This window comes from Serratia sp. BNK-23 (assembly GCF_047456145.1).
In the GTDB taxonomy this organism is placed as follows: Bacteria; Pseudomonadota; Gammaproteobacteria; order Enterobacterales; family Enterobacteriaceae; genus Serratia; species Serratia nematodiphila.
Genome location: NZ_CP179900.1, coordinates 2484480 through 2506151, shown reverse-complemented (window position 1 = coordinate 2506151; position 21672 = coordinate 2484480). Strand labels below are relative to the sequence as shown.

The window sequence follows — 21672 nt, the reverse complement described above, 5'->3', positions numbered from 1 at the left end:
CAGGTAGCGGTTCGGATGATAGGCAACGTTCATCACACGAGACCACGTCTGCTGTGGTCTCTGGCAACGAGACAATGTATCGAACGGCAGTTGTCATCAGGCCTCTTGGGCGGCATCTTCACTTAGCCTCAACCAGCAGATCTCAGTATTAAGCCATGGCCGGATCAAGGCGGTCTATTATTTCCACGCATTTTTCGCGGATATATCGCGATCTCACGGAGTTGCATACGTTCTCAATCATGGGTAAGGAGGCCTCGGGCGGTTAAAATTAAATTTACTCTCTGGGTGTAAAGGAATTGGCAAAAAGAATGGGGCGTATCGGGTTACCGCTATTCTCAGGACTTTGATTAACCCCAAGAGACATTTCGGATGTCATATTAATACTAGCTTCTTTGTGGAGAAAGCTATGGGTAATACCATGAATGGAAACAAAACAGGTTGGGACAGTGTTAACGATCTTATTCACTACCATGAGCGCGGGAATGGTTTGACGATCAATAATAAACCGTCCTATGACATAAATGATGCGGGGTTGCAGATAGCGCGCAGCGATAAAACCTGGAATGGCGTTCACGTCACGGGCAAAGATGCGACGGTGACCTATTCCTTCCCGGATTGGGAATATAACGAACTGAACCTGGGCCACCGCTCCTCAGAACGCGATACGGGGCTAAGTGCGTTCACGCAACATCAACAAGAACAGGCGAAGTTATCTTTGCAATCCTGGGCCGATGTTGCCAACCTAAAGTTTGTCGAAGTGGCATCGGATCAACCTTCCAATATTACTTTTGGGAATTATGAGGGGAAAGGGCAAGCGTATGCCTTGAAACCATTCTCATATAATGGCAATGACTACAGAGGATACAATTCTGATGGGCAAAGTTGGTATAATATTAAGAACCATTCTGAAAACTTGCATCCTGAGCTGGGTAATTACGGCCGTTTAACCATTACCCACGAAGTTGGCCATACTCTCGGGTTAGATCATCCGGGAACGTATAATGCGGGGCAAGGAAGCCCAAATTATACCAAGGCAGTTTACGCCGAAGATACCCGGCAGTTTAGCGTAATGAGTTACTGGAATGAATCCATTACCGATGCGGATCATGGCCACTACTATGCCGCTGCACCGCTGGTTGATGATATCGCGGCCATCCAACATCTTTACGGTGCCAACATGACCACCCGAACCGGCGACACCGTTTACGGGTTTAATTCAAATACAGACCGAGACTTCTATACACTCAAGGGCAGCCACGACAAGCTGGTGATGTCTGTCTGGGATGCAGGTGGTAATGATACCCTTGATTTCTCGGGGTATAGCCAAAATCAACGTATCAACTTGAACGAAGGCGCTTTCTCCGACGTCGGGGGATTAAAAGGGAATGTTTCCATCGCTGCCGGTGTCACCATCGAAAACGCGATAGGGGGCTCAGGTAATGACATCATCGTTGGGAATCACGCAGACAATACGCTCAAAGGCGGCGCCGGCAATGATGTTATTTACGGCGGGGCTGGTCAGGATCAATTATGGGGAGGAGACGGTAATGACATTTTTGTCTTCTCTGATCTTAATGACTCGCCTGTTCAGGCACCTGATACAATTTGGGACTTTGAGTCAGGCAAGGACAAGATCGATCTGTCCTTCTTCAACCAAGGCGATAAAGGCAGTGATTTCATTCAGTTCGTCGATCATTTCAGCGGGCAGGCCGGTGAGGCGCTATTGTCCTATGATAGCCAGAACAATCTGAGTGAACTGGCCTTCAACATCCAGGGCGGTGCAAATCCAGACTTCCTGGTGCACATCGTTGGACAGGCTGACGTCGCTGTTGATTTTATCGTTTAAAATGGCAACGGTGGGCGATGATGCCCACCGTTTCACATGGGCCACCTATGTATAAATTTATTCTTGTCGGAATAATATTCTTGTTTTCAGGAGTCTCTATGGCAAGTAGCCTGGTTTTACCTTCCGCCGAAACGCTATCCGGGCAGTGGACGGTCAGTGATAAATCAAAATCTTGTGTTGTGCAGCTCAACACGGAGAGTGTGGATTCGGCTGGCGGCTATAGCCTGAAATTCTTGTCTGATTGCACGCCCGACGTATTGCCGCAAGAGCCTGCCGCATGGCGTCCCGCCCCCGATGGCATTGCGCTGTTGGACAAGGATGGGCTAACCGTACTTTTCTTCTCTCAGGAAGACGATCATTACCGTAGTCAAATCTGGGCTGAGACAGGAAAGATCTTGAAGAGAAATAACTAGCCAACAACGCCTTCTTATCCCTCGGCCTCGGCCGGCGCTTCTGAACGCGGTCATCACGTTTCACGTCGCTCCGCTCACGATTTTCTGAGATATCGTTCCCTTGGTTATTCGTTGTCTTGCTGCGTTTATATTGCGTCGGGTGGACACCGGCGCAATATCAGCCGGCAACGAACAGCCGCTGCTGCCAGTGCAACAGTTGTGTCAGCGTGATTGGCGCAGCGGCAGCAATGGTCGCGCGATTTTCCAACGCAATCTCCCGCGCGCGTTGCAACGGCTCGGCGCTGAGGCGTTGCAAGTTTTGTTGCAGCGCCTGTTGCGTTTGCTCCAGCTCACCAACGCTAACGTGCGTCAGCTCATGATGCATCTGCTGCAAGAATTCGTCGGTTAACTGCCGCAGCTGTTCCGCGGTGAACGTCGGGGATTGCAGCGCGAACAGCAGGCCTTCGGCATGGGTGCAGCGGTGGAAGGCACATTGCACCACGTAGCCCACGTTGCGTTCCACGCGCAGCCGCTGAAAATAGCGCGGCGCGTAAAGCCGGGCCAGCACGCGCAGCGCCCAGCGGCCTTCGGCTTCATCGCTTTGCAGCGGGTAAAACTGCAGCAAGGCGTGTTCGGCGCCGCTTTCCGTCAGCGTGACAGGAGGAGGTAAACGCGGCGGCGTTTGCGGCTCAGCCGTTATGGCGTAGGGGAAGTCATACAGCAAATGTGACAGCCGCCGTTTTAACTCGCCATCGCCGCCGACCAGGGTGGCATGCCAGTGTGGCGCCGTTGCCGTAGAGACGTTCAACGCCGCCGGCAATTGGGCTAACAGGCGGCGAATGGCGATATCGTTTTGTTGTTTTAACTGCGCGTGGCGCAGGTTTCTCGCCGCCTCGTTGATGACGGCCGACGACGGCGCCGCCAGGGCCCGGTTCACGACGTTCAGGCCGTGGCAGATCAGCCCGTGGCTGCCCGCCAGCTGCAGCAGCCACACACCCTGGTGGCGTTCGACGCTTAAATGTCCCTCCCGATGCGCTAACTCGGCCGCTCCGGGGCGCAATGCCGCCTGCAAACCACAGGCCTGTTCTTCGCTGAGTGAGCCATGCGACGATGGGCGCAGCAACAGCACCGGCTGCGCCTCGCCGGAACGTAGATGCTGCAGCGGCGCCTGGCCGGCCGGCAAGGGCGGTATCGGCAGCGCCGCCGAAGCGGAGAAAAAGCGGAAAGGCTCCGCTGTAGGCGTCAGCGCGGCGCCGACGAAGGGGCCAAGGGTCAGCGGCAGCCCTTGGATTTCGCGCGTTTCACCGCCCCCCTCGGGCAGCACGGCCAGGCGGCGGCGCGGCGCTGCCATCAGCATAGCGAGTTGCCGTGTCCAGTCGTCATGCTGTTCCGTCGGCGGCAGCCCCAATGCCCTGGCCCGCAGCTGATCGAGCGGCGCCAAACGGTGAAAATCGCGGTTCGCCAGTTGCCCGAAATGCTCGAGCTGGCCCGGTGTCAGCGCGTTCAGGGCCTGCAGCCATGCTAGCAAGGCGCTTTCGATATGGGCGGCCTCAGACGCCGAGCCGTGATTGACGGTGAAAATAAAACTCAGCAGGGCGCTGTTTTCGCCGCAGCGGGCATAATCCAGACGAACGGCGTCACCCCACGCGTGCGCGCGCAGCCGTGCCAGCAGCCCGCCTGGGGCATCGTCCAGCAATAAACGCTCAAGCCGTCGCAGCCAGCCGCGTGAACGGCAGTGCGGCAGGGCAAACACCAGCCGCAGCTGCGGCGCGCCGGGAAGAGACAGCGTGTAATCTTGTCCGGCGGCCAGCGGCGGCAATGTCTCGGGCGGCGTGGCGCTGCCCGACGGCAAGCCGCCACCGTAGCGCTGTGCCAGCGCATGCAGCTGCTCGAGCGATTGCGGGCCTTGCAGCCACAGCGTCATGTTCGGTGCGCGGTAATAGTGGTGGTGAAACTGCCGCAACGCCTGCTGCAATGCGGAAATATCGCTGCCGAAAGCGGCGCGGCTGCCGATATGAAAGCGATGCAGCGCGTCAAATCCGCTGAACATCTGCCGCTGCGCCGCTTCGCAGCGGGTTTCACCGTCGGCGCGCAGCAGGCGGTATTCGGCGTCGATGACCTCGATCTCCTGGGCGATTGCCTCAGCCGCCAGCTGCGGGGCGGCGAGCATATCGCTCAGCCGAGCCAACCCTTCCGCCAGAGGGGCAGCGCCCACTTCAAAGAAAAACGCGGTTTGCGTGGCCTGGGTGGTGGCGTTTAGCCGGCCGCCGGCCGCCTGCGTCCAGCCCATCAGCCCATCTTGCGCGCTGAAGTTCGCGCTGCCGCGAAACAGCATATGCTCCAGCAGATGCGCCAGGCCGGGCCAGGCGGCAGGCGCCTGAAAGCTGCCCGCTTCGATGCACACCAGTGCGGCGGCGCCCTCAGCGGCCGGGGTGCTTATCGCCCTGACGGCCAAACCGTTATCGAGCTGCCACGAAGCGGCGAGTGTCATCGTCAGCCCTTGAAGATCAGTCGGGAGTTGGTCTGATTGCGAAAGCGCAGCTGATCGATACCGATCTGCGAGCGATTCGCCGCTTCACGCGCCGCCAGAATGGTGCCGTGATGCGGCGATTTGCCGCACACCGGGTCGGCGTTGTCGGCGTTGCCGGTCAGCATGAACGCCTGGCAGCGGCAGCCGCCGTAGTCTTGCTCTTTCTCCGAACAGGACCGGCAGGGCTCCGGCATCCAGTCATAGCCGCGATAGCGGTTAAAGCCGAAGGAGTGGTACCAGATATGCTGCAGATCGTGCTCCAGCACCGACGGAAACGTAATCGGTAACTGACGGGCGCTGTGGCAGGGTAACGCCATGCCTTCCGGCGTCACGCTCATGAAGATGGCGCCCCAACCGCCCATGCAGCCTTTAGGCCGCTCCTCGTAGTAATCCGGCGTGACGAACAGCAGGTTGGCCAGTTTGCCGTCGGCGGCCATGCGCTCGCGATAGCGTTTCACCACCGCTTCTGCCTCGGCGATCTGTTCGCGGGTCGGCAGCAGCCCTTCGCGGTTCAGGTGCGCCCAGCCGTAGAACTGGCAGGTCGCCAGCTCGACGTCGTCGGCATCCAGCTGGATCGCCAGTTCGATGATGCGGTCGATCTGGCCAATATTATGGCGATGCAACACGAAGTTGAGCACCATCGGATAGCCGAGCGCCTTGACTGCCCTGGCCATCGCCAGCTTCTGCTGAAACGCCCTGGCGGAGCCCGCCAGCGCGGCGTTCAACGTTTCGTCGCTGGCCTGAAAACTGATCTGAATATGATCCAGCCCGGCGTCGGCGAAGGTTTGCAGTTTCTTCTCGGTCAGGCCGATGCCGGAGGTGATCAGGTTGGTGTAAAACCCGAGATCGCGCGCGGCGGCGATCAGCTCGGGCAGGTCTTTACGCACCAGCGGCTCGCCGCCGGAGAAGCCGAGCTGCACGCTGCCCATCGCCCGCGCCTGGCGAAACACCTCGATCCACTGCGCGGTGGTCAGCTCTTTTTCCTGCGCGGCAAAATCGAGCGGGTTGGAGCAGTACGGACACTGCAGCGGGCAGCGGTAGGTCAGCTCCGCCAGCAGCCAGAGGGGCGGATTCACCGCCGGCGCACGTGGTTCAGTCACGGAAGGTCACCCATTTTTGTTCGTAGGCGCGCTGGAAAAACTCCAGCACGTCGTCCGCCAACCCGTCGGCGCCGGGGAAGCGGGCGTTCAGCTGCGCGATGATGCCATTCAGCGTGGTGTTGCCGTCGACCAGCTGCAAGATGGCGGCGGCGCTGTCGTTCAGCTTGGCCATGCCTTCCGGGTAGAGGATCACGTGGCTGTTTTGCACCGGCTCCCATTGCAGGCGGTAGCCACGGCGGAATACCGGGGTATGTTCAGGGTTCAGCGTCATTACACCAGCCTCTGGTTGTGCCAGACCCGCGCGGCGGTCACGCTGTGGTAAGGCGGGCGGTTCAGGGTATAGGCCATGATCATGGCGTCCAGCATGCTCCACAGAATGTCCAGCTTGAACTGCAGGATTTCCAGCATGCGCTGCTGCTTTTCTACGGTGTCGCAATAGTCCAGCGCCAGCGCCAGGCCGTGTTCCACGTCGCGGTTGGCCTGGCCGAGGCGGCTGCGGAAATAGTCGTAACCGGCGGCGTCGATCCACGGGTAGTGTTGCGGCCAGCTGTCGAGGCGCGACTGGTGGATCTGCGGCGCGAACAGTTCGGTCAGCGAGCTGCAGGCGGCTTCCTGCCAGCAGGCGCGGCGCGCGAAGTTGACGTAGGCATCCACCGCAAAGCGCACGCCGGGCAGCACCAGCTGTTCAGAAAGCAGGGCGTCGCGCTGCAGGCCGACGGCCTCGCCGAGGCGCAGCCAGGCCTCGATGCCGCCTTCGCTGCCGCCGTAGCCGTCGTGATCCAGAATACGCTGCACCCATTTACGGCGGGTGTCCGGCTGCGGACAGTTGGCCATGATCGCCGCATCCTTGATCGGAATGCTGGTCTGGTAGTAGAAACGGTTGGCCACCCAGCCCTGGATCTGCTCGCGGGTCGCTTCGCCGTTGTGCATTGCGATGTGGTACGGGTGGTGAATGTGGTAATAAGCGCCTTTGGCGCGCAGCGCCGCTTCAAATGCCTGCGGCGTCAGGGGGCGTGGTTGCGTCATGGCGATTCCCTACAGTTCGATGTTCATGCCGTCCCAGCTCACTTCGATGCCGGCGGCGGTCAGACTTTGCCGCTCTGCCGAGTCTTCATTGAGGATCGGGTTGGTATTGTTAATGTGGATCAGGATCTTGCGTTTGGCGGGCAAGGCGCTGAGCAGGGCCGCCAGCCCGTGCTCTTCCGCCAGCGCCAGGTGCCCCATGTCCTTGCCGGTATTGCGCCCCACGCCGGCGTTGGCCAGCTCGTTGTCGCGCCACAGCGTGCCGTCGATCAGCAGGCAATCCGCCCGGCGCAGCCAGGGCATCAAGTTCTCGTCCGGCTCGCCGAGGCCCGGTGCGTACAGCAGCCCGGCTCCGCGCGCGGTATCTTCGATGAACAGCGCCACGTTGTGGCCCGGCAGCGGACGATCGCGGTACGGCGAATAGGGGGGCGCGTTGCTGAGCAATGGAATGGCGGTGAAGCGCACGTTTGGGCAGACCGCCGTGTGAAAAGGTTCACCGGGCGTTACCGGGTGGTGAATCAACCCGCCGTTCCAGTGGGAGAGCATGGGAAACAGCGGGAAGCCGGTGCTGAGATCGTCATGCACTTCAGGGGTGCACCAGACGTGGTGCGGGCAGCCCTCACGCAAATTGAGCAAGCCCGCGCAGTGATCGATCTGGCTGTCGGTCAGCACGATCGCGCCGATGCCGGTGCCGCGCAGCACGTCGGGATTGTTCAATTCGGGCGAGGCCAGCAGCTGATGGCAAATGTCCGGTGAAACGTTGCACAGTACCCAGTTTTTACCGTCGTCGCTGACGGCGATGGAAGACTGCGTGCGGCGCGTGGCGTTGATGCTGTGGCTGCGAACGCCCCGGCAGTTGTCGCAGTTGCAATTCCACTGGGGAAAGCCGCCGCCCGCTGCCGAGCCGAGAACTTTTATCTGCATGTCTGAACCAGAAAAAGAGGGAAAGAAATGCCCGCGCGAAAGGCGGGCAGACGGGCGATTAACGGTTGGAAATGTACAGCGTCACTTCCAGCCCCAGACGCAGGTCAACAAACTCAGGTTTAGTCCAGGTAGTCATAGCGGTGCTCCTTTACATGCATCGTGATAGTTCGAGCCCAATGAGAAATTTTCGCATTAGGCCGGCCCAATGTTGGCGAAATGTGACGAAGATCGCAACCTTTAAAGCGTAACCGGGTTATTCACCCCAGGTGGCGGCGAGCGCGTTCAGCCAGTTGCGCCAGGTCAGCTTCTCCAGCAGCCGGTTATCGAACCCGGCCTGCGCCAGCGCTTGCGTCAGGCGCGGCAGGCCGGCGGCGTCCTCCAACGGTTGCGGTACGTTGACCCCGTCAAAATCAGAGCCAAATCCCACGCGATCTTCACCAAGTTTAGCGATCAAATACTCAACGTGTTTAACAATTTCTGTTAGGTCGGTCGTTGCACTGTCACGTTTACCGTCAGCGCGCAGGAAGGCGGTGCCGAAATTGACGCCGACTATCCCGCCGCTCTGGGAGATGGCCTCCAGCTGTGCGTCGGTCAGGTTGCGCGGCTGCGGGCAGAGGGCGTGGACGTTGGAGTGGGTGGCGACCAGCGGTGCTCGGCTCAGCGCGGCGGTTTGCCAGAAGGTTTTCTCGTTCATGTGCGAGACGTCGATCATGATGCGGCGCTGGTTGCAGGCGCGGATCAGCGCCTCGCCGGCCGGCGTCAGGCCGGGGCCGGTATCGGGGGAGCCGGGGAACGGCCCGCTGACGCCGGTGCCGAAGGCGTTCGGCAGATTCCAGAATGGCCCGATGCTGCGCACGCCCAGCCGGTAGAAGGCCTCCAACTGCGTCAGCTCCGCATCGATCATGCCGGCGCCTTCGATATGCAGCACCGCGGCCATTTGCCGGTTGAGGCGGCACTGTTCTATCTCGGCGGCGGTGCGGCAGATGCGCAGCCGCCCCTGGGAAGCCTGTTCCAGCTGATAAAGGATAGCGATCTGCCGTTCGGCGATCGCCAGCGGATCGAAGGCGGCCTGCGCCTCCTCCGGCGTTTGATTACGCATCTGGGCGATATAGCTGACCGGGGGAATAAATACCGCGAACAGCCCGCCGCAGAATCCGCCGCGCTGCATGCGGGAGAAATCGAGGTGGCCCGGCGTGACGCGGGAATAAAAGGCGGCGACCGGATCGTCGTCATGCTGTAGCCACAGGTTGAGCAGCAGATCGTTATGGCCGTCGAACACCGGCCAGAGAGGGGGAAGCGTCATGGGCATTTCACTGAGTCAGGCATCGTGAATGCTATGTTCTCCCATCGCGCGAGGGGGAACAACCCTCAGGCTATGGGGGTTTTGCCGTCGGCTAGATCACTCGACATCAGCAGGGCAAAACTTAGTGACATTGTCACTATTCGCAAAGCGGTTCCTGCACGCGTTGGCGGCAGACGGCCAACACCAACTGCCGCAGCCAGCGGTGATCCGCCTCGGCGTCCAGGCGCGGATGCCACATCTGCGAGACGGTGATGGGCGGCGTTCTTACCGGCAGCTCGAAGACGCGCAGCGGGCCATCGGCAGGTTGAGCCTGCAGGAAAGAGGCGGGCAGCAACGCCAACAGGTTCGAGGCTTGCGCCACCGCCAGCGCGGCGGGAAAGCTCGGCACCACGGCGGCGATATGGCGTGCCAGCCCCAGCTCCGCCAGCGCGGCGTCTACCGGCCCGAGGATGCGCCCGCTGCGCGAGGCCACCACGTGGCCGCAGGCGGCGTAGTCGGCGGCGCCGATCTCGCGCTGCTGCGCTAGCGGATGTGCGGTTCTCATCACGCCGACGAAGCGATCGCGGAACAGCGCCTGCAGGCGAATTTCCGGCCCCATGTCACCCAGCACACCGATCTCCAGATCGACCAGCCCTTCACGCAGGGGGCGGTCGCTTTTCTCCGGCTTGGGCGCAAAGCGCAACCGCGCCCGCGGCGCCTGTTCGGCAGCGGCGGCGATCAGCGCCGGGCCGAAGGCCTCGACGAAGCCGTCGTTGGCGCGCAGCGTGAAGGTACGATCCAGCGCGGCGGGATCCAATGCTCCCTGCGCCGGGCGCAACACAGCGCGTGCTTCGAACGTCGCGTGCCGCGCCCGCTCGCACAGCGTTTCGGCATAGGGCGTCAGCACCATATGACGGCCGGCGCGCACCAACAGCGGATCGCCGGTGGCCGCGCGCAGTCGGCTGAGGGTGCGGCTCATCGCCGAGGGGCTTAAACCGAGACGGCGCGCCGCGCCGGCAACGCTGCCCGCCGTCAGCAGCGCGTCGAGCGCGATCAGCAGGTTGAAATCCGGGTCGGTCATGCGTTTATCCTGTGGCGCTGGAAATAAGGGAAGGCGTTTGCTGCAGTATATCAGCGTAAGCGCTGCGTCTCCTGCGATTGATGAGCAATAAAAAAGCCGATAACAAACGTTATCGGCTTTACAGGCAGGGGGACGACGTTACGCCGGCAGCTGCTGTGCGGTTTTCTCGACCAGCGCCAGCAACAGCTTGATGTCTTCCAGCGTCACGATCGGGTTCAGCAGCGTCATCTTCAGGCAGGTCACGCCATCGAACTCGGTCACGCCGACGTTGGCGCGGCCCGATTCCAGCAAGGCGTCGCCGATGCGCTGGTTGAACAGGGCGACGGCCGCGTCGCCTTTCGCCGCCAGCTGCGCCGGACGGTAACGGAACAGCACGCTGGCCAGCTGCGGCTGCATCACCAGTTCCAGCGATTCCTGGTCGGCGATGTAACGCGCCACCTGTTGCGCCAGCGTGACGCCGTGATCGATGATCTCGGCGTATTGCTTCTGCCCCAGCGCTTCCAGCCCCATCCACAGCTTCAACGCATCGAAGCGGCGGGTGGTCTGCAGCGATTTGGAGACCAGGTTCGGCACGCCTTGCGCCTCGTCGAACTCGGAGTTCAGGTAGGCCGCCTGATAGCGCATCAGCTCATAATGGCGCGCGTCTTTCAGCAGGAAGGCGCCGCAGCTGATGGTCTGGAAGAACTGCTTGTGGAAGTCCAGGGTGATGGAGTCCACCAACTCCAGGCCGTCCAGGTAGTCGCGGTACTGCTCGGAGAGCAGCAGCGCGCCGCCCCAGGCCGCATCCACGTGCACCCAAATTTTCTGCTCCGCCGCCAGCCGCGCGATATCGCGCAGCGGGTCGATCGCGCCGGCGTCGGTGGTGCCGGCGGTGGCGACGATCGCCATCACCTGCTCGCCGTTGGCCTTCGCCTGCGCCAGTTTGTCCGCCAGATCGTTCACGTCCATGCGGGCGAAGCGATCGGTTTTCACCAGGGTGACGGACTGGTAGCCGAGGCCCATCAGCGCCATGTTCTTCTGCACCGAGAAGTGGGCGTTTTCAGAACAGAACACTTTCAGCTTGCGCAGATCGCCCACCAGACCGTCCTGCTGCACGGAGTGGCCCTGACGCGCGAAGAACGCATCGCGCGCCAGCATCAGCCCCATCAGGTTGCTCTGGGTGCCGCCGCTGGTGAACACCCCGGCGTCGCCGGGCTGGTAACCGACCTGGGCGCGCAGCCACTCGATCAATTTCATTTCGATCAGCGTGGCCGACGGGCTCTGATCCCAGGAGTCCATGCTTTGGTTGGTGGCGTTGATCAGCACTTCGGCGGCCTGGCTAATCACCAGGCTCGGGCAGTGCAGGTGAGCCACGCATTGCGGGTGGTGCACCGACAGGCTGTCTTTCAAAAAGTACTCGATGGCGCGCTCGATCGCCGCCTGGTTGCCCAGGCCTTGCGGGGTGAAGTCGAGCTGGATGCGCTCGCGCAGTTCGGCAACGCTTTTGCCCTGATACATCTCGGGCTGTTGCAGCCACTGCACGACGGCTTCACTGCTCTGCGCGATCGCCTGGCGGTAAGCCTCGGCGCTGTGCGCCGAGGAAGCCAGAATCGGGTTTAACTTGGACATCGCGGTCATTCGCTCCAATCAGACTGGCTTGACGCCGGCGGCCAACAGCGCCTGCTCAAATTTATCCAGGAAAATACCCAGCTCATCGTTGGTGATCAGCAGCGAAGGCAGCAGACGCAGCACGCAGCCATTGCGCCCGCCGCGCTCCAGGATCAGACCGGATTCGAAGCATTTCTTCTGCAGCAGCGCGGACAGCTCGCCATCGGCCGGGTAGCAGCCCATGTGATCCTGCGCTTCGTTCGGCTTGACGATCTCGATGCCGATCATCAGGCCCAGACCGCGGACGTGACCGATCACCGGATAACGTTTCTGCAGCTCGGCCAGCTTGCCTTTCAGCCACTCACCCTGAGCGGCCACTTTGTCGGCGACCTTATGCTCTTTCAGGTACTGCAGGGTGGTCAGGCCGGTGGCCATCGCCAGCTGGTTGCCGCGGAAGGTGCCGGTGTGGTGGCCCGGTTCCCAGGCGTCGAACTCTTTTTTGATGCCCAGCACCGCGAGCGGCAAGCCGCCGCCGACCGCTTTCGACATCACGATGATGTCCGGCTCGATGCCCGCGTGTTCGAAGGCGAACAGCTTGCCCGTACGGGCGAAACCGGCCTGAACTTCGTCGATGATCAGCAGAATGCCGTGTTCCTGGGTCACTTTGCGGATGCGCTGCAGCCACTCGGCCGGCGCCGGGTTAACCCCGCCTTCGCCCTGAACGGCTTCCAGGATCACCGCAGCCGGTTTACGCACGCCGCTTTCCACGTCGTTGATCAGGTTGTCGAAGTAGTAGGTCAGCGCCTTGACGCCGGCTTCACCGCCGATGCCCAGCGGGCAGCGGTATTCATGCGGATAAGGCATGAACTGCACTTCCGGCATCATGCCGTTGATCGCCGCCTTCGGCGACAGGTTGCCGGTGACCGACAGCGCGCCATGGGTCATGCCATGATAACCGCCGGAGAAGCTGATCACGCCGGAACGGCCGGTGTGCTTTTTCGCCAGCTTCAGCGCGGCTTCCACCGCATCGGCGCCGGACGGGCCGCAGAACTGCAGGCAATACTCTTTGCCTTCGCCAGGCAACAGAGAGAGCAGGTAATCGGAGAAACGATCTTTCAACGGGGTCGTGAGATCGAGAGTATGTAACGGCAAGCCGCTGGTAATGACATTTTGGATGCTTTGCAGGACGTCGGGGTGATTATGTCCAAGAGCCAACGTTCCCGCCCCGGCCAGGCAATCAAGATATTGATTATTCTCAACATCAGTGATCCAAACGCCCTGGGCTTTCGCAATTGCCAACGGCAATTTGCGCGGATAACTCCTAACATTCGACTCAAATTCGGCTTGACGCGCCAAATAGGTTTCATTGTTTCCGTTTAATGAGTTTGCAACTAAAGTATCAATACGGACTTTATCCGTCATCATATCTCTCCTACAACCGAAGGTCTCAAGACGCAACGATTGAATTAATGAATTAGAAAAGTAACTGCCTTGTGAAAAGCGCGACCAATATATGGCTTTTTCGCCTGGGACTCAATAGCCGATTTTGTTTTGAATTGTTTAGTTTTTTCTTAGGCTCATCAATATGTTGTTGATTTGTTGACCGTTGGTTTTGCCGGCAGAAAACAACATTTCTTTAACATTGCGTAAAAATCCTTTTCTGCTTTCCTTTGGCTGCTTCTTTAATGCATTTATTATTAAGGTGAATTTCCGATTAATAACATAAATAGAAAATAGCGGCTTATTTTCATCTATTCACCACCTTAAGTCCTATAGCGGTTATATACACAAAATTTGTGATGAATATAAGCGGTCGAGCGTTAAAAGCGCAGTATCCAGAGTGGTGATTTCTTGCAGATTTTACGTAGCGCGATCAAAACAGCGGGATTTTTGTGCGGTGCCGGCATGTCTGCCGGCGCCGCGGTCATTAACGTTGCCGTAACCAGGCATGATAGCGCCGCAGAGTGCGGCGGGTGCGCCACCGATCGATGAGCAGCGACCACAGCGGGGAGTAACGCACGTTGCGCGTCCGATTGCGGCTCAGAGCGTGCATGCGGCGCTTGATCAGCGCCATGCGGGCGAGCAGCGTCAGCGTTTTGTCGCGCCATTTTACCGGCGCGGGCAGCGCATGAGGGGCTTCGCCGGTTTGCCAACGGCGCGGCAGATCGGGAATTTCCGCCATGGCGGTGGCGATGCCGACCACCGCGACGCCGCTGTTCAGCACCCGTTGCGCCACCGTCGGGCGGGTGATGCCGCCGGTGGTCATCACCGGCATGCGGGCTACTGCGGCGAGATCGCGGGCAAAGGTCAGGAAATAGGCTTCACGCGCCAGGGTACTGTCGTCTGCCGTTTCGCCCTGCATCGCCGGGCTTTCATAGCTCCCGCCCGATAACTCCACCAGATCGACCGGCAGTTCGTTGAGCATCAGCAACACCTGCCGGGCTTCGTCCGGCGAAAAGCCGCCGCGCTGAAAATCGGCGGAATTGAGCTTTACCGCCACGCAAAAACCTGGCGAGACCCGCTTGCGCACCGCGCGCACCACCTCCAGCAGCAGGCGGGCGCGATTTGCCAGTTCGCCCCCCCAACGATCGCTGCGCTGGTTGGCCAACGGCGACAAAAACTGAGAGATCAGGTAGCCATGCGCCGCGTGGATCTGCACGCCGGTAAAACCGGCCCGTTCGGCGGCGTGCGCGCTGGCGGCAAAGCGGGCGATCACCTCGGCAATCTGCGCTTCGCTCATGGCTTCCGGCTGCGCGAACGCTTTACTGTACTTACCCATGGCCATCGGAATGGCGGAGGGCGCCCAGGCGTTGCCACCCATGTCGGCCATTACCTGGCGGCCCGGGTGGCTGAGCTGCATCCAAACCTGCGCGCCTTCCTGGCGCGCGGCCTTGGCCCAGGTTTCGAACGAGGCGAGCGGCGTATCCTGTTCCAGCACCACGCCGCCGGGTCCGGTCATGGCGCGGCCGTCGATCATCACGTTGCCGGTGATGATAAGACCGGCGCCGCCGATACCCCAGCGGCGATACAAGCGCCATAGCGCGGGGCCGGGCAGTTGGCCTTCATCGGCCAAATTTTCTTCCAACGCGGCTTTGGCCAAACGGTTGGTCAGGCGGCTGCCGTTGGGCAGTGTCAGTGGGGTAAACATCGGGTTTGCGCTCCTGTCGCAGGGGGAATGGCGCTATACTAGGTTTAAAGTTAACTTTAAGGTCAATAGGGCATGAAGATCGGAGAATTGGCGGAACGGGCCGGCGTGGCCGCCTCGGCGATACGCTACTACGAGCAGCAGGGTCTGCTGCCCAAAGCGGTGCGCGGCGTCAACGGTTATCGGGTGTATAGCGAAAGCGCGCTGGAACGGCTGCATCTGATTCAAATTGGCCAGAATCTGGGCTTTTCGCTGCAGGCGATCCAACGCGTGCTGGCGCTGCAGGGCAGCGCTTATGAGGATGGGTTGATACAGGGCGTCGAGACCCGTCTGGCGGAAATCGAGCGGATGTTGGTCACGCTGAATGAGCAGCGAGAAGCATTGCTGGCGACCCGACTTACCTTGCTGGAATCCGGCGTGGCGGGGTTATGCCAGGTCAAAAATGAAAAGTTGGCCGGTGCGTGGCCGGCCTGCACAGATTAGCGGCGTTTAAAGGCGGAGCGCCCGGCATATACCGCCGCGGTGCCCAATTGGTCCTCAATGCGCATCAGCTGATTGTATTTTTCGATGCGCTCACCGCGGCACGGCGCGCCGGTTTTCACATGGCCGGCTCGCATCGCAACCGTCATATCGGCGATAAAGCTGTCGACGGTTTCGCCGCTGCGGTGCGAGATAAAGGCGCCCCAGCCGTTTGCCTGGCAAAGCTGCACGGCGGCGAAGGTTTCGCTCAGCGTGCCGATCTGGTTCAGCTTGATCAGCGCGGCATTAGCCAACCGTTCATCAATCCCGCGCTGGATGTATTTCACGTTGGTGACGAACAGATCGTCGCCGACCAGCTCCACCTGGTCGCCCAGGGCGTCGCTCAGAATACGCCAGCCGGCCCAGTCGTCCTCAGCCAAGCCATCTTCAATCAGCACAATGGGGAAATCCTGTACCAGCCGCTGGTAATAGGCCGTCATCTGGGTTGCGTCCAACTCGAGGTTCTCGCTGCGCAGGCGGTATTTGCCGTCGGCGTAGAATTCACTCGAGGCCGGATCCATGCAGATAGCGATATCTTCTCCCGGTCGGTAGCCGGCTTTCTCTATCGCCTGCACGATCAGCTCCAGCGGCTGGCGGTTTGAGGCGACCGCCGGCGCGAAACCGCCTTCGTCGCCGACGCCGACCGACAGGCCTTGTTCCAACAGGATTTGGCGCAGCGCCTGATAGACTTCACTGCCCCAGCGCACGGCCTCGCGCAGCGACGGCGCGCCCAGAGGGGCTATCATAAACTCCTGAAAGTCCGCCCCTTGCCAACGGGCGTGCACGCCGCCGTTGATGATATTCATGCAGGGCACCGGCAGCAGGTTGGCGCCGATGCCGCCCAGATAACGATACAGCGGCAACTGAGACAATTGCGCCGCGAGGCGGGCGGCGGCCAGAGAAACGCCGAGCAGGGCGTTGGCCCCCAATCGACTCTTGTTCTCGCTGCCGTCCAGCGCGATCAGCCGGCGGTCAATCTCCTGTTGTTGGCGCACATCCACCCCGCGCAGCGCCTCATTGATCGCCGTTTTGACGCTGTGCACCGCCTCCAATACGCCTTTGCCGCCGAAACGGCGCGGATCGCCGTCGCGGTGCTCCACCGCCTCGCGCGACCCGGTGCTGGCGCCGGAGGGGACCGAAGCCCGGGCTACGACGCCCGCCGCGCTCATTTCGACTTCGACGGTCGGGTTGCCGCGCGAATCCAGGATTTCTCTGGCGGTTACGCTTTCAATCTCATAGCTCATGGGTAGTCACCTCATTCTAGGGAGTTGGCACATGCTTTATCAGCACGTCGATGGACAAATGGTTAATGAACTCGAAGCCGAAGGAGGAAAAGACGCCGAACGGACGGTTCTGATGGCCTAACAGCAACAGATCGACGCCTTCGCGGGCAATCAGGGCTTCGACGTCTTTGAAGCGATGGATACTGACAATTGCGCGCACCTCCAGGGGGATTGAGCAGTCCTCCACCAGACGGCTGAGCATGGCCTTGGCGGCGATCACCTCGCTGGACTGGCGATCTTTGGTCAGCGAATCGCTGAGGTAGTCCAGCTCGGCATAGTCGGCGCTGATGTGCGCTACGGTGATGCGCGTATTCATCTGCTGATTGAGGCGTTCGGCATGATGCAACAGCAGCCGGCCGTCGCGTTCATCCTGCACCAGCAGTAAAGCATGTTGGTAGAGCGGCATGACTTATCTCCCTGCGTTAGCGATCTGGCGGGTTAACCACGGTAAAACCTCTTTTTTCCGGCTCGTCATGCCGGGCAGAGACACCTGACGAATGTCGAGCACCTGGTTCGGCGAGAAATACAGGGTGGAGCGACGGCAGGTGATATCGGTGACCAATAGCGCGGCCATCTCCAGCCCGGCTTCCTGCTTCGCGTGTTCAAGCGCCTGTTGCAGTGCGGGCAACAGCGGATCGATGTCGCTCATGGTCCGCACTTCTATCTGCGACAGCAGCAGCGAGACGCTCTGGATGCGGTAATTCTTGGCGTCGCGGTGCAGCAACTGCGCGGCGGATTGCCCCGAGAGATCGGTTTTGGCGGCGAGCAGGCCGGCGGTGAAGGCGTCATAGTCGACATGAGCAATTGCGCGCAACCGCGAGACCGCCAGCCGATCCTGTTCGGTGGCGGTCGGCGCGCTCAGCGCGACGGTATCGCTCAAAATGGCGCCCAGCAGCAGCGTGGCCTGGGCGGAAGAAAGCGGCATCGGCCTTTCCGCCGCCAGGATCTGCAGGATCACGGTGGCGCAACAGCCGACGGCGCGAACCCAGACATCGGGCGGGTTGCGAGTGACTAACGTGCCCAGCCGGTGATGGTCGATAACGCCGACCACATCGCTGTCGGGCAATGAGGCCGGCCCTTGTTCGACGTCGGTAAAATCGACCAGCCAGACTTTACGGTCACGGAGATCTTCTGTCAGCAGCGCAGGCGCTTGTACGCCGGCGGCGGCCAGTATGTAGCGGGTTTCCGGCGTCAGTTCGCCAAGGCGGAAAGCGACGGCCGGTTTGCCGAGGTGATTGAGCCAGTCCGCGACCACCAGCGCGCTGCAGATGCTGTCGCTGTCGGGATTTTTATGGCCGAAAACGTAAAGCGGCATTTCCCGCGCGTCGGCATCGGGCTGGAGTGGAAAAGGGGTAAAGCGTGAGATTTCATTCATAGCGACTCCTGACATACCTGCCTAAAAAATAAAGCGAAGTTGTATATCAGGCGTCATCATCCGGTTCGAGCGAACGCGGCGGTTGGGAAAGGTGGAACACCATCACCTTGTGAACGACTGTAGCGCAGCGCGGTGACAAACGCAACGCCTGGCAAAGCTGGCGAGAATGCGCAATCGGATTGATACTGAGTGAGTCTATGATGGACAAGGATATTTGCCGCTAATCGACGGAAACGCTGAACGGACTCACGCCGGCTATGCCGGGTCCGTCGGTGACACAATGGGAGACAACATGCTCGAACCCTGCTTCCCCGAAAACGAAGCCGAACGCCTGTCGGTATTGCATTCGCTGAACGTGCTGGATTCAAACTCGGTGGAAAAACTGGATCGCATCACGCGGTTGGCGGCGAAATACTTCGGCGTGACCATCGCGCTGGTGTCGCTGATCGACCGGGATCGCCAATGGTTTTTATCGCGTTACGGTCTGGATGCCCGGGAAACGCCGCGCAATATCTCGTTTTGCGGCCATGCTATCTTGCAACGCGAAGCGCTGGTGGTGCCCGATACCGCCAAAGACCCGCGCTTTTTCGATAATCCGCTGGTGATTGGCGGGCCGCGGATCGGTTTTTACGTCGGGCAGCCACTGCTGTCGCTCGACGGCTTGCCGCTCGGTACCCTGTGCATTATCGACAGCCAGCCGCAGCCGTTTTCCCCGGAACAACTGGCTGACCTGCACGATTTCGCTGCCGTGGTGGAGGAGTATTTGCAGAGCATTGAACGCCACGTCTATACCGAAAACCTGAAGTCCAATCTGCAACGCTCGGAAGCCCTGTTCGAACAGACCTTCGCCCAGGCGGCGGTAGGGATGGCGCTGGTGTCGCTGCAGGGGTATTGGCTGCGGGTCAATCCGCGCATCTGCGAAATGTTGCGCTATTCCGAGCGCGAGCTGATGGATCGCACCTTTCAGGACATTACCTATCCGCTCGATCTCAACACCGATCTGGAAAAACTGCAGCAGCTGCTGAGAAACGAGATCAGCACTTACTCGCTGGAGAAACGTTATTTCCGCGCCGACGGCTCGATCATCTGGGTGCAGCTGACGGTGGCGTTAAACCGGCTGCCTAACGGCAAGCCGGACCATTTCATCTCGGTTATCGTCGATATCAGCGAGCGCAAGGCGGCGGAGGCCGATCTGTTCGCTCTGCAACACGAGCTGGAACAACGCGTCGAAATCCGCACGCGAGAGCTGAACGTGGTCGTCAAGAAACTCAACGAAGAGATTGAAACCCGGGTGCTCGCCGAATGTCAGCTCAGTGCGGAGAAGGAGCGTTTGCGCGCCATTACCGACAACATGCCGGCCTTAATCAGCCAGATCGACGGCAATGAACGCTACCTGTTCGCCAACAGCGCCTACAAAACCTGGTTCGGGCTGGAGGAGTCCAGTCTCAGAGAAATGACGGTGCGCGATTTCATGGGGGAAAGCGTTTATCGGATAGCAAAACCGATGATCGAACGGGCCCTCGCGGGCGAAATGGTGAGTTTCGAGAATGAGCTCCAGACCCAGAAGGGGTTGCTGATGATCCACACCACGCTGGTGCCGTGTGAAGCGCAGGGGTTTTACATTCTGTCGATGGACATTACCGAGTTGAAGCGGCTGCAGCAGCGGCTGGAATATGACGCAACCCACGACATGCTGACCGGATTGACCAATCGCCGCGCGTTTCTGCGCCGGTTGTCGGGCACGCTGCAGGCCTGTTGCCATCAGCGGCAGATGGCGCTGTTGTTTATCGATCTCGACGGGTTCAAAACCCTTAACGACAGCTATGGTCATGACTTCGGCGACGCGATCTTGAAGACATTCGCCACATTGCTCAGCGCCTGCGCCGGCGAGCACCACAGCGTCTCGCGCCTGGCCGGTGACGAGTTCACGGTGATCCTGTGGCCGTTGACGGATCCGCGGCGCGAAGTCAGCGAATTTTGCGAAAACGTGTTGGCGCAACTGGCCAAAATTACGCAGATCGGGCCGCAGAAGGTACGGCTTTCCGCCAGCATCGGCGCGGCCATTTCCCCATGCGGCGATGTGACGGAGGAGATGCTGCTGACCCGCGCCGACGGCGCAATGTATCAGGCGAAATCGGCCGGAAAGGGCACTTATGCCATCTGCGAGCTGTGAGCGTGCAACGGTGGCGGTCTCAGGGTAAGCTGTTTTTTCTTTTCCTGTGAGCAGAACTCCGGATTTATTGCATGGCGTCAAATCATCAACATACCGACTGGCTCGAACTGCGGCGCGATGACGAAACCGGTATCGAGAGCGTCAACGCCCACTTTCAGGGGCATGCCTACGATCCTCACGATCATGATGAAATGCTGGTGGGCGTCACGCAGCAGGGCTTGCAGCGTTTCAATTGTCACCGCTCGCTGCATACCAGCCGGCCGGGGCGCGCCATGCTGATCGAGCCGGGCGCGGTGCACGATGGCCATGCGCCGCAGGCCGAAGGGTTTACCTATGCGATGCTTTATCTACCGCAGCGCTGGGTCTCCGACGCGATGCAGCGCCGCGGATTGGGGGACGCCTCAGTGCTGGAAGGCGCTTTCCACAGCACGTTGACCGACGATCCGATGCTGGCGACCGCGATACAACAGGCTTTTTTTGCGTTGCATCAGAGGGAAGGCCGGCTGGCGCGCGATCAAAGCCTGGACCAACTGCTGACGCTTTTGGCGCGGCATATACGCGTCAGGCCAACGTCCCAAAGCGATGACGCTTTGATTGAGATGAATCGTTTACGGGACTACTTGCACGAGCACATGGCGGATAATCCCAGTCTGGAGGAACTTGCGCTTCAGTGCGGCCTGGATCGTTTCCGTCTGACTCGCCAATTCACCCGCGCTTTCGGCCAGTCGCCACATGCTTACCTGATCCGGCTGAGGCTGCGTGCCGCGCGACTGTTACTGGCGCAGGGGGAAGAGCCGGCGCAGGTCGCCATGCAGGTCGGCTTTGCCGACCAGAGTCATTTGGGCCGCTGGTTCCGGCGCGCCTACCGTTTATCGCCGGCGGCCTATCAACGCCAGTGCACAAACGTTCTATACCGCTGACTCGCTCATCGCCGATGATGCGCTTTTAAGAGCACAACGGAGTAAAGCGAAACATGTTTGATACCAAGATAGCGTTTATCGTGCGTGACGATCTGCAAACCTGGCAGCGGCTGAACGTGGTGGCCTTTCTGGCGACGGGGATCGCCGCTGCGGCCCCGGAGATCATCGGCGAATGTTACGTGGATGCGGAAGGCAGACGCTACGGCGGCATTTCCAGGCAGCCGATGCTGATTTTCGCCGCGGATCTGCCGGGCCTGCAAAATGCGCATCGTAAAGGGCTGGAACGGGAATTGACGCTGATCCCCTATGTGCACGCCATGTTCTCGACCGGGCACGATGAAGCCAACCGGCAGGTTTTTCTCGCTGAAAACGCGGACAACCTGGACTTGGTCGGCCTGGCGCTGCGCGGGCCGAAGAAAGCGGTGGATAAGGCGATAAAAGGGCTGACGCTCCACGCCTGAGAATACCGTTAACGCGGTGCGCTTCCAATAC

General features: G+C 60.2%; 20 protein-coding genes and 1 riboswitch. Of the genes, 6 read left to right on the top strand and 14 right to left on the bottom strand.

All coding sequences use genetic code 11. From position 1 onward, the window contains the following. Window positions 1-406 precede the first annotated feature (406 nt). Window positions 407-1846, top strand: coding sequence for a serralysin family metalloprotease (locus tag ACMGF9_RS11800; RefSeq protein WP_021504590.1), 1440 nt, complete (start codon window positions 407-409; stop codon window positions 1844-1846). 98 nt (window positions 1847-1944) lie between these two features. Next, entirely contained in the window at window positions 1945-2259 is a 315-nt protein-coding gene (locus tag ACMGF9_RS11795) for an AprI/Inh family metalloprotease inhibitor (protein ID WP_004928502.1), read from the top strand. A gap of 157 nt (window positions 2260-2416) precedes the next feature. On the opposite strand, the gene pqqF is transcribed toward ACMGF9_RS11795, so the two are convergent. From pqqF to ACMGF9_RS11740, 11 genes are all read right to left on the bottom strand, one after another. Then, on the bottom strand, window positions 2417-4729 hold the full coding sequence (pqqF, locus tag ACMGF9_RS11790; protein WP_021504591.1) for a pyrroloquinoline quinone biosynthesis protein PqqF: 2313 nt from the start codon (window positions 4727-4729) through the stop codon (window positions 2417-2419). Between the two features lie 2 nt (window positions 4730-4731). Beyond that, entirely contained in the window at window positions 4732-5868 is a 1137-nt protein-coding gene (pqqE, locus tag ACMGF9_RS11785; RefSeq protein WP_033634064.1) for a pyrroloquinoline quinone biosynthesis protein PqqE, read from the bottom strand. Beyond that, on the bottom strand, window positions 5861-6139 hold the full coding sequence (pqqD, locus tag ACMGF9_RS11780; RefSeq protein ID WP_015376770.1) for a pyrroloquinoline quinone biosynthesis peptide chaperone PqqD: 279 nt from the start codon (window positions 6137-6139) through the stop codon (window positions 5861-5863). Before pqqD ends, pqqE begins: the two co-directional genes overlap by 8 nt. Next, window positions 6139-6894: a pyrroloquinoline-quinone synthase PqqC gene (gene pqqC / locus ACMGF9_RS11775; protein ID WP_130054977.1), complete on the bottom strand. Its 756-nt coding sequence runs from the start codon at window positions 6892-6894 to the stop codon at window positions 6139-6141. Before pqqC ends, pqqD begins: the two co-directional genes overlap by 1 nt. Before the next feature lie 9 nt (window positions 6895-6903). After that, window positions 6904-7815 (bottom strand): pyrroloquinoline quinone biosynthesis protein PqqB, encoded by a 912-nt coding sequence (pqqB, locus tag ACMGF9_RS11770; RefSeq protein ID WP_076741260.1) that lies wholly within the window; start codon window positions 7813-7815, stop codon window positions 6904-6906. A gap of 58 nt (window positions 7816-7873) precedes the next feature. Beyond that, window positions 7874-7951 carry a pyrroloquinoline quinone precursor peptide PqqA gene (gene pqqA / locus ACMGF9_RS11765; protein ID WP_004937827.1) on the bottom strand — a complete coding sequence of 26 codons (78 nt, stop codon included), beginning with the start codon at window positions 7949-7951 and terminating at the stop codon, window positions 7874-7876. A 117-nt stretch (window positions 7952-8068) separates the two neighbouring features. Then, window positions 8069-9118, bottom strand: a complete 1050-nt coding sequence (locus tag ACMGF9_RS11760) for a dipeptidase (RefSeq protein ID WP_015377866.1) — start codon at window positions 9116-9118, stop codon at window positions 8069-8071. Window positions 9119-9254: 136 nt separating this feature from the next. Continuing rightward, on the bottom strand, window positions 9255-10178 hold the full coding sequence (locus ACMGF9_RS11755; RefSeq protein ID WP_015377867.1) for a LysR family transcriptional regulator: 924 nt from the start codon (window positions 10176-10178) through the stop codon (window positions 9255-9257). Between the two features lie 138 nt (window positions 10179-10316). Beyond that, a complete protein-coding gene (locus ACMGF9_RS11750) occupies window positions 10317-11786 on the bottom strand; it encodes a pyridoxal phosphate-dependent decarboxylase family protein (RefSeq protein WP_031299643.1) in 1470 nt (489 codons plus the stop codon). Window positions 11787-11804: 18 nt separating this feature from the next. Further along, window positions 11805-13187 (bottom strand): diaminobutyrate--2-oxoglutarate transaminase, encoded by a 1383-nt coding sequence (locus tag ACMGF9_RS11745; protein ID WP_004937838.1) that lies wholly within the window; start codon window positions 13185-13187, stop codon window positions 11805-11807. A 505-nt stretch (window positions 13188-13692) separates the two neighbouring features. After that, complete coding sequence (locus tag ACMGF9_RS11740) at window positions 13693-14913, bottom strand: NADH:flavin oxidoreductase/NADH oxidase family protein (RefSeq protein WP_414160249.1); 1221 nt, start codon at window positions 14911-14913, stop codon at window positions 13693-13695. 72 nt (window positions 14914-14985) lie between these two features. On the opposite strand from ACMGF9_RS11740, the gene ACMGF9_RS11735 reads away from it, so the two are divergent. Then, window positions 14986-15393, top strand: a complete 408-nt coding sequence (locus tag ACMGF9_RS11735) for a MerR family transcriptional regulator (RefSeq protein ID WP_004937845.1) — start codon at window positions 14986-14988, stop codon at window positions 15391-15393. Here the strand turns inward: ACMGF9_RS11735 and eno are convergent. The 3 genes from eno to ACMGF9_RS11720 are packed head-to-tail and all read right to left on the bottom strand — an operon-like array spanning window position 15390 to window position 18087. Beyond that, window positions 15390-16673 (bottom strand): phosphopyruvate hydratase, encoded by a 1284-nt coding sequence (gene eno, locus ACMGF9_RS11730; protein WP_075684958.1) that lies wholly within the window; start codon window positions 16671-16673, stop codon window positions 15390-15392. The genes ACMGF9_RS11735 and eno overlap by 4 nt on opposite strands. 16 nt (window positions 16674-16689) lie before the next feature. Beyond that, window positions 16690-17118, bottom strand: a complete 429-nt coding sequence (locus ACMGF9_RS11725; protein WP_004937850.1) for a hypothetical protein — start codon at window positions 17116-17118, stop codon at window positions 16690-16692. Window positions 17119-17121: 3 nt separating this feature from the next. Further along, on the bottom strand, window positions 17122-18087 hold the full coding sequence (locus tag ACMGF9_RS11720) for a DHHA2 domain-containing protein (RefSeq protein ID WP_080497467.1): 966 nt from the start codon (window positions 18085-18087) through the stop codon (window positions 17122-17124). A gap of 40 nt (window positions 18088-18127) precedes the next feature. Further along, window positions 18128-18203: riboswitch (Fluoride riboswitch) on the bottom strand. Between the two features lie 176 nt (window positions 18204-18379). Between ACMGF9_RS11720 and ACMGF9_RS11715 the strand changes: the two genes are divergently transcribed. From ACMGF9_RS11715 to ACMGF9_RS11705, 3 genes are all read left to right on the top strand, one after another. Beyond that, window positions 18380-20260: a diguanylate cyclase domain-containing protein gene (locus ACMGF9_RS11715; protein ID WP_015377872.1), complete on the top strand. Its 1881-nt coding sequence runs from the start codon at window positions 18380-18382 to the stop codon at window positions 20258-20260. Between the two features lie 71 nt (window positions 20261-20331). Continuing rightward, a complete protein-coding gene (locus tag ACMGF9_RS11710; RefSeq protein ID WP_015377873.1) occupies window positions 20332-21180 on the top strand; it encodes an AraC family transcriptional regulator in 849 nt (282 codons plus the stop codon). 53 nt (window positions 21181-21233) lie between these two features. After that, a complete protein-coding gene (locus ACMGF9_RS11705) occupies window positions 21234-21641 on the top strand; it encodes a DUF2000 domain-containing protein (RefSeq protein ID WP_075684956.1) in 408 nt (135 codons plus the stop codon). Window positions 21642-21672: the final 31 nt, after the last annotated feature.